This is a genomic window from Bartonella bacilliformis KC583, from assembly GCF_000015445.1.
GTDB classification, from domain to species: Bacteria; Pseudomonadota; Alphaproteobacteria; order Rhizobiales; family Rhizobiaceae; genus Bartonella; species Bartonella bacilliformis.
On the sequence record NC_008783.1, the window covers coordinates 1058768 to 1071532 of the forward strand.

Annotated in this window: 9 protein-coding genes, 1 tRNA gene and 1 pseudogene; 1 reads left to right on the forward strand and 10 read right to left on the reverse strand. The window is 38.3% G+C overall.

From position 1 onward, the window contains the following. Positions 1-11 precede the first annotated feature (11 nt). The gene (locus BARBAKC583_RS04960; protein ID WP_005767565.1) at positions 12-1130 is read right to left on the reverse strand and encodes a DegT/DnrJ/EryC1/StrS family aminotransferase; all 1119 of its coding nucleotides are present in this window, start codon (positions 1128-1130) and stop codon (positions 12-14) included. A 50-nt stretch (positions 1131-1180) separates the two neighbouring features. Further along, positions 1181-2134, reverse strand: coding sequence for a Gfo/Idh/MocA family protein (locus BARBAKC583_RS04965; protein WP_005767566.1), 954 nt, complete (start codon positions 2132-2134; stop codon positions 1181-1183). A gap of 171 nt (positions 2135-2305) precedes the next feature. On the opposite strand from BARBAKC583_RS04965, the gene BARBAKC583_RS04970 reads away from it, so the two are divergent. After that, positions 2306-2382, forward strand: a tRNA-Met gene (locus BARBAKC583_RS04970). 600 nt (positions 2383-2982) lie between these two features. Here BARBAKC583_RS04970 and BARBAKC583_RS04980 read toward each other — a convergent pair. From BARBAKC583_RS04980 to xseA, 8 genes and pseudogenes are all read right to left on the reverse strand, one after another. Then, positions 2983-3765 (reverse strand): ABC transporter ATP-binding protein, encoded by a 783-nt coding sequence (locus BARBAKC583_RS04980; RefSeq protein WP_005767569.1) that lies wholly within the window; start codon positions 3763-3765, stop codon positions 2983-2985. Next, positions 3762-4637, reverse strand: a complete 876-nt coding sequence (locus BARBAKC583_RS04985) for an ABC transporter ATP-binding protein (RefSeq protein WP_005767571.1) — start codon at positions 4635-4637, stop codon at positions 3762-3764. Before BARBAKC583_RS04985 ends, BARBAKC583_RS04980 begins: the two co-directional genes overlap by 4 nt. Continuing rightward, entirely contained in the window at positions 4630-5559 is a 930-nt protein-coding gene (locus BARBAKC583_RS04990; RefSeq protein WP_005767573.1) for an ABC transporter permease, read from the reverse strand. The genes BARBAKC583_RS04985 and BARBAKC583_RS04990 overlap by 8 nt, the downstream gene beginning before the upstream one ends. 2 nt (positions 5560-5561) lie before the next feature. Continuing rightward, the gene (locus BARBAKC583_RS04995) at positions 5562-6635 is read right to left on the reverse strand and encodes an ABC transporter permease (RefSeq protein ID WP_005767576.1); all 1074 of its coding nucleotides are present in this window, start codon (positions 6633-6635) and stop codon (positions 5562-5564) included. A gap of 119 nt (positions 6636-6754) precedes the next feature. Next, on the reverse strand, positions 6755-8359 hold the full coding sequence (locus BARBAKC583_RS05000) for an ABC transporter substrate-binding protein (protein WP_005767578.1): 1605 nt from the start codon (positions 8357-8359) through the stop codon (positions 6755-6757). Between the two features lie 413 nt (positions 8360-8772). Then, a pseudogene (locus BARBAKC583_RS05005) lies at positions 8773-10397 on the reverse strand (ABC transporter substrate-binding protein). A gap of 244 nt (positions 10398-10641) precedes the next feature. Then, positions 10642-11268: a DNA-3-methyladenine glycosylase I gene (locus BARBAKC583_RS05010; protein ID WP_035453010.1), complete on the reverse strand. Its 627-nt coding sequence runs from the start codon at positions 11266-11268 to the stop codon at positions 10642-10644. Next, positions 11246-12676 carry an exodeoxyribonuclease VII large subunit gene (xseA, locus tag BARBAKC583_RS05015; protein ID WP_005767582.1) on the reverse strand — a complete coding sequence of 477 codons (1431 nt, stop codon included), beginning with the start codon at positions 12674-12676 and terminating at the stop codon, positions 11246-11248. The genes BARBAKC583_RS05010 and xseA overlap by 23 nt, the downstream gene beginning before the upstream one ends. Positions 12677-12765 lie beyond the last annotated feature (89 nt).

Genomic DNA, 12765 nt, shown 5'->3' on the forward strand with positions numbered 1-12765 from the left:
ATGGATATTTTTCAAGAGTGATAAAAATCTCTTATGAGCTGAATTATTATATCTTGATCGCTTTGTGATAAATAAGGATGCATAGGTAAACTTAAAACACAATCTCCCAAAGTTTCAGAAACAGAAAGTGATCCCTTTATATAAGGAAAATGTTTATAAGCTGGTTGTAAATGCAAAGGAGTATTATAATAAATCATTGTAGGAATAGCATTGTCCTGTAAATGTGATTTTAATCGATCGCGATCTTTCGCCTTAATGGTATATTGCGCATAAACACAACGAATATTCTTGTCTATTTCTGGAACGACAACAACATCTTTTAAACCATCAGAATAACGTTGAGCAATTGCCATACGGCTTTCCATCTCATCTTCAATAATAGCAAGCTTTTCTAACAAAATTGCAGCTTGGATTGTATCTAACCGCGAATTCAAACCAATACGCACATTATCATATTGCGTTTTACCTTTGCCATGAAACAAAATTGAACGTAAAGTTTCTGCTAGACCATCATCATTGGTCATCATAGCTCCCCCATCACCATAACATCCTAATGGTTTTGCTGGATAAAAACTGGTCGCTGAGACATCACCAAATCCCCCGCACATAACATCACCAAATTTACTTCCTATAGCCTGAGCTGCATCTTCAATAACAAAAAGATTTTCCTTTGCAGCGACCATGGAAATTTGAGCATAATCAGCGGGAATCCCAAATAAATCGACAGCAATAATTGCTTTTGGATTGAGATGCCCCTCTTTTTTAATCGCCTCTATTGCTTCACAAAGTTTACCCACATCAATATTAAATGTATCAGGCATAACATCAACAAAAACAGGTTTTGCTCCGACTAAAGCAACAACTTCCGCAGTAGCACAAAACGTAAAACTAGGACAAAAAACAGCATCCCCCGGACCAATATTTTTAGCCATAAGAGGCATCACCAATGCATCAGTTCCATTAGCACACGCAACGACATGCTTAACACCAAGATACTCTGCTAATCGTTCCTCAAACTCTGTTACTTGGGGCCCTAAAATATACTTACCACTGGCTACGACATGCGCAATTGCAGCATTAATTTTATCTTCAATGCGTGCGCGCTGTGCTCCAAGATCGATGAACTGCATATTAACTCCATTGACAATCAAAATAATCTGAAAATTCTATCCTACTTTACCTATAGTAATGTGCGACTAGCAGCAGTCAAAATCCGTAAAACAGCAATAGCGTCATCACCATCTGTACGAGGTGATTGACGTGTCTCAATACAATGGAGAAAATGCTGTAACTCACGGGTAAGTGGTAAATCTTCACAAAGTTCGATATAATTCAATTCGTTAGCATTAAAAGCCCTCTCTTTATCCTCCTGCCAAACAGAAAAATGACGAAATGCTAATTTACAACTCCAAGGTTCCATATCATCAAAGATAAGCATAGCCTTTGTACCAACAACCGTTAAACGCCTTTCACGATAAGGACAAAGGCGTGAAGTAAAAAGATGGCTACGTATACCATTTGGAAACATCATGTGAATATGCGCAAAATCAGAAAGCTGTTCAATTACTGAAGCTCCCTCTCCTCGGATTTCAGAAGGTTCACATCCTGTCAAAGCTAAAATCATTGAAAGATCATGAGGTGCTAGATCCCATAAAGCATCACTCTGCGTATGAAACTTTCCAAAGCCTAATCGATGAGAATAAATGTAGCGTACCTCACCGAGTTCTCCATTCTTCACAAATTCGCACATTTTTTCAAAAGCAGGGTGGAAACGCAAAACATGACCGACCATAAAAACCCGTCCATATTTGCTAGCAGCCTGCACCTGATTCTTAGCATCAGTTACATTCAAGGCAATGGGCTTTTCAACCAAAACATCTTTGCCACTTCTAATGGCACGCAAAACATTTTCTGTATGAAATTGTGGAGGCAATGCCAATACCAGCGCATCAATATCGGTACGAGCAAAAAGATCGTCGGGTGTAATAGCCTCAACGCCATGTACATTTGCTAAATCCGCAGCACGACTAAAATCAACATCAGATACCGCAATTAAAGCCCCAAGATTTTTGAGTGTTCGTACATGATTACTACCCCAATAACCGCATCCCAAAACCGCTACACGTGGCGCCATTTTTTATGCCTTATCCTGTAAACTGTATAAAATTACACTTCTATTTATTCCATATCGAGGATAGAATAGAATGACAAGAGAAAAGCTTAAAAACGGCGCTTGACATCTTACTATTCTACCTCTTATATCCGGCAAAGAATAAGATAGTTTGTATAACGCCTTTCTTATGTTGGCGGAGTAGCTCAGTAGGTTAGAGCAGAGGAATCATAATCCTTGTGTCGGGGGTTCGAATCCCTCCTCCGCTACCAATTTCTTTTTCATCGGTTGTAGCTTGCTACCAAGTTTTTGTACCAGTGTAGCTTGCCACCAGGTTTTGTACCAATTTATTTTTTCAAGGGATTTTTAAAAGATTTTCAAAAGCCCTTCAGAGGTTATTAAAAGATCCTTTTATGAGTCTTATTTTCCTTTTCTAAAAAGCACAATTTATGATGGTCAGTTTTTCCCAGAAATCACATTATTTGATGCCAAAAATATGTAAAATATGAATGCAGACACCACCAAATTTTGTATAATTTGCATCATATTTTGTCGCAATTTGTCTTTTTTAAAAGGATTTTTATTTTTTCAAAGGGTCTTCAAAGAGCTTTCAAAGGTGGTTTTCTGGACTTTCAAAGCCTTTTCTCCTTTTTACCATTGAAGCGCACTTTTTCCGATTTTTAGTGATTTTTGGTGTCAAAATCCAATCTGACAAAGTACGCATTTAATGGTGAAAATTATACGTAGAAACAATGGATTATCACTTATTCTTATCTCATCCTACTTCTTCCCACTTAGTACAAAATCTAATGTCAAACTACAGTGATCAGATAAGGGAAATCTCTCCCTTTCCCTTACGTTTATGTTTATGTTTAGAATTCCTTATCTTCATGAGCAATAGGCTCAATACTGGCTTTAAGAAACATTTTTGTATAATCATTCTGCGCGTGCAAATGGCGCAAATCATTATTGCTCAACTCCTCAAGAATAACCCCTTCATGCATAATTCCAACACGTTCACATATATGAGCAACAACAGAAAGATCATGGGATACCATCAGGTAGGTCAATTGTTTTTCTTTCCGTAATGATTTCAACAAATTTAAAATTTCAGCCTGCACCGATACATCTAATGCAGATGTTGGTTCATCAAGCAATAAAACCTCTGGTTCAATAATCAGCGCACGTGCAAGAGCAACACGCTGGCGTTGCCCCCCAGACAGCTCATGCGGATAACGATAAAGAAATGAAGAACCCAGACCAACAGAATTTAAAATATCGCACACCCGCTCTTTTTGATTATCCATATCGTGAATCGCTAAAGATTCCGAAAGCACAGCATGCACCATTTTTCTTGGATGAAGTGAGGCATAAGGATCTTGAAATACCATCTGAACACAGCGTAAAAAATCTTTATTTCTTTTTTGAGGAACAGCCGTTCCATTGAAAAGAAAAGACCCATTATAATTGGAAATACGCCCAACCAATGCGTTCAAAATAGTTGATTTTCCACATCCTGATTCACCAATTAAACCGTAAGCTTCACCGCGTTTAATATGAAAATTAACATCTTTAACAATTTTTGTGGTCTTATATCCACACTTAAACGTTACAGACAAATTCAAAACATCAATAATATTTTCACGATTGCTCACGGTCCAACTCCTTCAACACCATTGACAATCGTTGGACTATGCAACCAATCAGGATTTCTCTCAGGAATAGTTAAAACATCAACCGGATGATTAAGCCGCGGCATACTCGCTAACAAAGCCTTTGTATAAGGATGACATGCATGAGACAAATCACTCGCAGGCAATTCTTCCAAGATACGACCAGCATACATCACTAAAACACGATCACAAAAGTCAGCAATTAAATTCAAATCATGACTGATGAAAATAAGCCCAGTTCCAGATTGTGTAACAAGCTCATCCAATATTGTTAAAACCTGATATCGCACTGTAACATCAAGTGCAGATGTTGGCTCATCTGCAATAATTAAATCAGGCTTAGGGATAAGCATCATGGCAATCATAACCCGCTGCCCCATTCCACCTGATATCTCATGAGGAAATAACTGCATAACATGTTCAGGATTGCGAATATGAACAGATTCCAACATAGAAACTGTTCTTTCCCACGCTTCCACTTTCGAAACACGATAATGAATACGGTAAGCTTCCACAATCTGGTCCCCAATTCGGATTAACGGGTTAAGCGAATATTTGGGATCTTGTAAAATCATTGAAATACGTCTTCCTCGAATCTTACGCATTTGAGGCTCACTCGCAGCTAACAAATCAACATTGTCAAAACTCATCTTTTTAGCTTTAACAATTGCTGAACTTGGATTGAGTTTCAAAATTGCGCGCCCGGTCATTGATTTTCCGGACCCAGACTCTCCAACAATACCAATTTTTTCTTTTCCTAAAGAAAAGCTAACACCCCGCACAACATCTACAACGCCACGTGTTGTAGGAAATGAAATGCGCAAATCTTCTATTTCTAATAAATTTTTATCCATTGCGTGGATCCAATATATCGCGAAGTCCATCTCCTAAAAGATTAAAAGCAAGGCTTGTCAATAATATTGCACAGCCTGGAACAGCTGCCAACCACCAACTGGTCATCATAAATTCACGGCCAGTTGAAAGCATTGCACCCCATTCAGGACTTGGTGGTTGAGCTCCCAGCCCCAAAAAGCCAAGACCAGCAGCTGTTAAAATGACTGCAGACATATTCAATGCCAATCGTACAATAACGGAGGGAATACACATTGGTGCAACATGAAACAAAATAATTCGCCAAGAAGATGCACCTTGCAAAGCCACGGCGGAAACATAATCAGATGAACGTATCATCAAAGTTTCTGCACGTGCTAAACGTGCTATTGGTGGCCATGTTACAATGGAAATCGCAATTGCAGCATTTTCAATGCCAGGTCCCAAAGCCGCTGCAAACGCGAGTGCTAAAATCAAACTTGGAAAAGCAAAAAAAATATCAACAATACGCATTAAAACAATATCAACCCATCCCCCTATGTAACCAGATGCAGTGCCCACAATCAATCCCACTGGCCCGACAATAATCGTCGTTAGAAAAACAGTATAAAGAGTGATACGCGCACCAAAAACTAGGCGACTAAAAACATCACGTCCTAATTCATCCGTTCCCAGATAATGCAACATAGATGGTGGCTGCAATCGAAAGGAAAGGTCACTGCTTACAATATCATGAGTAGCAATCCAAGGTGCGAAGATCGCACATAAAATAATAGCACAGATGATAACTAAGCCAAATGCAGCTGAAAAATTGCAACAAAATTTGACAAATGAATGATAAAATTTTTGTATATTCGCTTGAATTGCTGACTGTGGAACATCCTCCTTTAACCAACGCTTCAAAAAAAATGATGCTTGTGATCCATTATTATTAGCAAGTGTCATAGTCAACGTGTCCTTGGATCAAAGATGTGATAAAGCAAATCGGAAAGTAAATTAATGGAGATAAAGAGGCATCCTACAAGCAACGTGCAGCCTAAAACTGCATTCATATCTCCTGCTAAAAGTGCATTGGTCAAATAACGCCCAAAACCAGGCCAAGCAAAAACCGTTTCTGTTAAAACAGCACCTTCCAATAAAAAAGCATAAGAAAGCCCAACGACAGTAATAGTCTGAACAGAAGCATTCCGAAAGGCATGGCTCCAAACTGTTCGTGCCCACGACAATCCTTTAACACGTGCTGTGATAATATATTCCTGATTAATCTGCTCGATCATAAACCCACGAACCATACGACTAATATAAGCCATCCCCCCAAAAGCTAAAATTAAAGCAGGCATAATGATATGGCTAAAGGCATTGCCAAAAGCCTCCCATTGACCTTGCCTGGCGGTATCCCAAAGAAAAAATCCTGTTGTGGCTTCAAAAGAATATTCATAAACAAAATCAATACGCCCTGGCCCACCAATCCAGCCAAGTTTCGCATAAAAGACCAACAAGGCCATTAATCCGAGCCAGAAAGTTGGTGTGGAATAACTTATTAACGTAAAAATACGGACAAAATAATCAATACATGAATTGCGGTACATTGCTGCAAAAACACCAAGTGGAATCCCTACACTCGTACTGATAATAATAGCAATTGTTGCAAGTTCTAATGTTGCAGGAAATACACGTATAATATCTGATAAAACAGAGCGCCCTGAAATTAAAGAATCTCCAAAATCAAACACAAAAATATTTTGGAGATAATTCCAATATTGGACGATCAATGGCTGATCAAGACCCAATTTATGAAACATGATATCATAAGCTTCTTGGCTAATATTATCACCAAGAACAGCAATAACAGGATCTAAAGGGAGCAGACGACCAATGAAAAAAGTGATTGTTACCAGACCAAGCAACGTAACAAATATCGAGATAATCAGCTTTAATGACTTTACAAAAAAAGCTCTTACATGCAGTGCTTGCTGCTTTTGTGATATAATTGTATCAACTTCTGAAGATGATAAAGTCATTATAGTGATTTCCTAAATAATTACGATACAGTAAGTCTGGTAACATTTTCTCCCTAGAGTGAATATTTCAATCAAGCTTTAAAATAACTTTTTTGTATTTTATATTGCTCAATATACGCTTATTTCTCAATTAAATTATAGAAAACGCGTGACATACCACCCCAACCCCATTTTTTCACCTCAGGCCCTACCCCAATAGTGTAATATGTTTGAAATAAATAAGCCATAGGCCCATGATAAAGAATATAATTCTGTAGATCACGATACTGCTCAAAGCGCTTATGTTGATCTTTTTCAAACAAAGCATCCATCACCATTTTATTGACTTTTTCATCATAATAGCCAGCACGCCAAGCTAAATACATCGTGTGCTTTTTGGTAAATGTTGGATCAGGATTAAATACATGACGTAATGAAGGAACATGTCCATCAGGATCAGATGTATTCCACCCCATAATAGCCATGTCATAATTTCCACTACGGACGCGGCTTAACAACTGAGCTTGCGCCATTCTTTCAATTTTGAGCTCAATACCAATTTTGCGTGCATTCTCTTGGATAAACTGCGCAACAGAAGACATATAGGTTAAACTGCCAATGAACAGATCTGCTTTGAAACCGTTAGGATAACCAGCTTCACTGATCAACTGTTTTGCCTTTTCTAAATCTAACTTAAACGGTGTTCCTTCTTTTTCATCTAAAGCGCCTACTACACCCAATGGCATATAACTTGCGCGAGGAACGCCAATTCCTTTTAAAACAGTTTTGCCAAGAGTGTCATAATCTACTAGATAACGGAGCGCTAATCTCACTTTTTCATTAGCTAAAATTGAATTCTTATTATTCAGTGATAAATAAATGGATTGCGGCCGCAAAGTACGTTCAACTCTAACAGGTCCGCCTTTCTTTTCAATGTCTAAAATATCCTCTGAAGATAGATCACGCGCTACATCTACATCACCCTTTTCTAAGAGAAGCCTCTGACTTTCTGCTTCCGCCACATGGCGGATCAAGATCTGTTCAATTTTTGGCTTTTCTCCCCAATAATGTTGTGTAGCTTCTAAAACTACCCTTTCTCCTGGATTCCAATTTATCAATCTATAAGGACCAACACAAGCTGAACGGGTAGCTAAATATTTATTCCCCATATCGCCATCAACAGCATTTTCTTCGAGAGTTTTGCGATCAAGCAAAGCAGAAGAATAGGATTGTATTACTGAAGATAATATAAGATAAAGAGGGTACGGCTTATCAAACTTCATTTGTAAAGTCTTGTCATCAAGAGCCTTAATCTCAGTTTCAATGTTTTCTTTTGTAAATCCATAGTCCATAAATGATTGAGCATAACTTAAGCCCAACTTAACGATCCGCTGGATTGACCAAGCAAGATCGTATGCAGTTGCAACCCTTCCATCATTAAACTTTAAATTATCACGAAGATGAAAAATAACTACTTTTCCATCATCCGACACATCCCAAGATTCAGCCATCGCAGGACGAATTTTTTTAAGATCCTGCGGATCAAATTGTACTAACGAACTACACATATTGCCTAATAGTTCACTGGTTACAATTTCAACAGCTTGTGCTGGATCAAAATGGCTAATCGCATCAATATTCCACGCCATCACCAATGTATTTTTGGGAGTTGCACTTTGTGCTGTTGGCGCCAATCCAACTAAAAAAACAATCGATTTTAATAAAGTATAAAAATTTTTAAACATTCTTTTGTACCTTTATTGCGTTTCCTTCTTGAATTTTTTCTTAGCCTCCCTACTTAAGTGCTGTAATCTTTTTATTTGCTTTTCAGCTATAGTGCAACAGATTGAGTTTATTTCATAGATTAAAGTCAAAGCGTATTTTCGATCTTCATTCCTGATTAAAATCATAAATCCCAACTGAAACCGTAAATCATTGGCATAATACACACAGATACATGCGAGTCACATTGGCAACGTTCACTCAACACGCACAAAGCCCACTTTAAATGAAAAATCCCTGGAAATTTTAAATATTCCCCCTGCATGGCAATCCCATACTTTAAACTCTTCATGCAAAAGGAAACGGTCCACTCTGATCTCATGGACTTCATGAGATCAGCTCACTTTTGTAGTTTACATGATGATTCAATATGCGCTTATTTTTCAATGAGATTATAAAAAATATCCGACATATTATTCCAAGACCATTTTTTGATAACTGGGGAAATAGCAACAACATTATATTTCTGAAACAGAAAAGCATAAGGCCCTGTTTGCATAATTTCATGCTGCAAATCAGCATATTTCTTCATCCGCTTTTCTACGTCACTTTCAAATAAAGCATCTTCAACCTTATGGTTTATTTCCTCATCAAAATACCCATGATGCCAACTAGGATACGCTGTGTTTCTAGCCTCAAATCGGTTATCAGGATTATAAACAACCCGTGATGCCATTGAAGAGGATCTACAGATTCGCTATTCCACCCTAAAATAGCTGTATCAAAAGAACGTGCAGAAACTCTTGAAAATAATTGTGATCCTGCTAAACGCTCAATTTTAATACGTACCCCTATTTTTGCTGCATTATCCTGAATGGATTGAGCAATTAATAAACCATAAGGGGTATTTCCTGACGCTAGATTTGTTTCAAATCCATCGGGATAACCCGCTTCAATTAGAAGTTGTTTAGCTTTTTGAATATCAAGCTTAAAAGGATTTCCTTCTTTTTCATCCAAAGCACCCAAAGTACCGATAGGCATAAAACTAGCACGAGGAATACCAATATCTTTGAGAACTGTCTCTCCAAAACTATCATAATCAATAAGATAGCGCATAGCCAAGCGTACTTTTTCATTGGCGAAAATAGGATTTGTCATATTAAAACCCCAATAAAACATCGCCGGCAGCAACATCTTTTCAACCTGAATATTTGCTGTTTTTTTAAGTTGTTCCAAAGCCTCAGGTGTTAGGTCCCGTGCAACATCAATATCGCCTTTTTCTAATAATAGACGCTGTGTCTCTGACTCAGCAACATGGCGAATTAAAATCTGTTTAAGCTTAGGCGCTTCTCCCCAATAATGAGAGCTAGCACGTAAAATAACTGCCTCTCCAGGATTCCAACGAAATAATTCATAAGGGCCAGCACAAGCAGCATGGGTAGCTAAATACCGGTTTCCCATATCACCATCTTTTTCGTGTTTCATGATCGTTTCACGATCAAGCAATGTAGCGGCACGATTAGCTGCAATATTACTCAGGATAAGCTCTGCTGGATAAGGCTTATCAAATTTCATAACTACAGTTTTTTCATCTGGTGCTTGAAGTGCATCATCAACTGTTTGTTCTGTAATACCATATTCATTAAATGTCGCTGCACTGGCCATTTTCAATTGAATAACCCGTTTCATACTCCAAACAAGATCGTGAGCATTAGCAGGTCGCCCGTCATTAAACGTCAAATCATCACGTAAATGAAAAGTAATCACTGTAGTATTATGATCGCCCGAAACATCCCAACTCTTTGCCAAATTTGGCATCATTTTCGTCGCATCATTTTGAGCATGATCAATCAAACGACTACAAACATTGAGAATAATTTCATTGCTGTAAGAATCATTAATTTGTGCCGGATCAAAGGTACTAATTCCATCAAGATTCCAAGCCATCACGAGCGTATCAGCAGGTGTTTTCGCTAGAACTTGTTGCGAAAACATACCTAAAGCTACAAAAGCCGAAACGAAAGAACAGCTTCTTTTATACATCTTTTTTCTCATATTCATGGAATTTTCTCCCCACTTTTCCCCTATCGACCAGTTATCCCGGAATGATATCACAAATTTTCATTTGTAAATGTTGACTAAGCATAATGCAAACACTATTTTGCAGCCTTGCTTTTTTCAGTTACTGGAACTCACTTATCTACTACCTTATAGGATATAGGCGGCAAGCCTATGTTAGGTTCATCCTTGATATCAGAGAAAACAGTTACAATTCATACATTGAAACAAAGAAGATCTCTGAATTTTATCGAAAAAAGCACCCTTCCAGATGATCATTGACAATTCCTACTGCCTGCATAAAAGCGTAGCAAATAGTAGGACCAACAAATGTCCAACCGCGTTTTTTTAAATTTTTAGAAAGACGCGTGGAAGCAGGTGTTAAAGGATTGGCTTGGAATATTTGAAAATCCATCTTGTCATAACGCTCAGATTGTGGCGGCTGAAAAGACCAAAAATAGTCGGATAAACTCCCCCATTCTGCTCTTATCTCCTGTGCTCTGAAAGCATTATTAACCACTGATAGAATTTTTCCCTGATGACGCACAATGCCTTTATCCTGAATCAAGGTCTTTATCTTCACTTCATCATAATGAACAATTTTTTCAAAATCAAAATCATCAAACGCCTTACGAAAATAAGAGATTTTTTTCAAAATTGTTAGCCAAGAAAGCCCTGCTTGAAAACCCTCAAGACAGATTTGCTCAAATAAATGGCGATCATCAAAAACAGGCTTGCCCCATTGATCATCATGATAAGCACAATAAAGTGGATTGGTTCCTGCCCATAAACAACGAATTTTTCCATCGGCTCCCCTGAGAAGCCCTTTATTCAGCATTGGCTTTTCCATATTAAAAAAGCAATCCTTGATCATCTTTCTGTGACTTGATCCGTTTATTTTTCAAAGATCGATTAACAGCGCGATCATGTGTTGAAACGTCAATTTCACCATCAAAAAAGCGTAAACTTATTTGACCTGTTTCAGGTAACTGCATCAACCGTTTAATCGGCTTATGATCTTTTCCTAATGCTAAAACAAAACCGCGTTCTAAAATATTTTGATAAGAAGTGCTTTTTAAAAGCCTACATGCCATCTCTACCTGAGCCCTTTGCTTTTCAACATTGCGTAAAAAAGCACGATGAAGACGCCCTGTATATTCCTGTATAGCATATTGTGCTTTTTTAGTATTTAATAAACGAGGAGAAAAACGCAAGCTAAGTGCATGAAAATAAAAACATTTTTTGTCATAACTAACACAAAGAGCACGCTGTAATCTACTTGAAATCTCATCAAAACCACGCCGTGGCAACGCAAATAATTGATCAACAGTAGGAAGCCCCCGCACAAGAGCACGCAATTTTTGTTGATGAAAATCAAAATAACGTGCAAGCCCTACACGAAAGCGCGAATTAATTGATGCTAAGTGCACTTCAATATCAAGCTTAACAGGAACAGCTCTTTCTGCTGCCCCTGTGGGTGTCGGTGCCCGCCAGTCAGCAGCATAATCAATCAAAGTCCAGTCTGTTTCATGCCCAACAGCAGAGATTACCGGAATAGCAGAAGCATAGACAGCACGAACAACAGCCTCATCATTAAACCCCCATAAATCTTCTAAACTCCCTCCTCCACGGGCGACAATAATGAGATCAGGCTTAGGAATCCCTCCCCCTAAGAAAAGAGCATTAAACCCCTCAACAGCCGAAGCTACTTCCCGACCACATGTTTCTCCCTGAACACGTACAGGCCAAACCAAAATATGCAAAGGAAAACGATCGAATATACGATGAATAATATCACGAATAACGGCTCCTGTCGGCGATGTCACAACCCCTATAATTTTAGGCATATAGGGCAAAGGCTTCTTATTGGCTGCATCAAATAAGCCTTCTTCTGCAAGCTTTTTCTTGCGATTTTCTAACAGAGTCATCAAAGCACCAACACCTGTTGGCTCAAGAGCTTCAATAACAATTTGATATTTTGACGAACCCGGATAAGTCGTAAGCTTGCCCACAGCAATCACTTCCATTCCCTCTTCAGGAGGAAATGAGAGCTTTTTCATAACGCTTAGCCAAATCACAGCCTCCAACCGAGCTTTGTCATCTTTTAGAGCAAAATAGGCATGACCTGAAGCGTGAGCACCGCGGTATCCTGATATTTCTCCGCGTATGCGTACATAACCAAACTTGTCTTCAACAACACGTTTTAAGGCATTTGCTATTTCAGAAACACTAAATTCTGCTACATTCGTTGCCACTGGTTTTTCAGTAAAAAAATCCGCCATATTTCTCAGTTCGCTTAATTATTGGACGCTTTAATACAAATTTTCAAACAATACATCTTCATTAGAATGAGCAATATCCATCAAAACAG

Excerpts from the sequence above, each read along its gene's own strand:
- BARBAKC583_RS05000 (WP_005767578.1), bottom strand. The coding sequence starts at position 8,359 with ATGTTTAAAAATTTTTATACTTTATTAAAATCGATTGTTTTTTTAGTT.
- BARBAKC583_RS05010 (WP_035453010.1), bottom strand. The coding sequence starts at position 11,268 with ATGATCAAGGATTGCTTTTTTAATATGGAAAAGCCAATGCTGAATAAA.
- xseA (WP_005767582.1), bottom strand. The coding sequence starts at position 12,676 with ATGGCGGATTTTTTTACTGAAAAACCAGTGGCAACGAATGTAGCAGAA.
- BARBAKC583_RS04960 (WP_005767565.1), bottom strand. The coding sequence starts at position 1,130 with ATGCAGTTCATCGATCTTGGAGCACAGCGCGCACGCATTGAAGATAAA.
- BARBAKC583_RS04995 (WP_005767576.1), bottom strand. The coding sequence starts at position 6,635 with ATGACTTTATCATCTTCAGAAGTTGATACAATTATATCACAAAAGCAG.
- BARBAKC583_RS04965 (WP_005767566.1), bottom strand. The coding sequence starts at position 2,134 with ATGGCGCCACGTGTAGCGGTTTTGGGATGCGGTTATTGGGGTAGTAAT.
- BARBAKC583_RS04990 (WP_005767573.1), bottom strand. The coding sequence starts at position 5,559 with ATGACACTTGCTAATAATAATGGATCACAAGCATCATTTTTTTTGAAG.
- BARBAKC583_RS04985 (WP_005767571.1), bottom strand. The coding sequence starts at position 4,637 with ATGGATAAAAATTTATTAGAAATAGAAGATTTGCGCATTTCATTTCCT.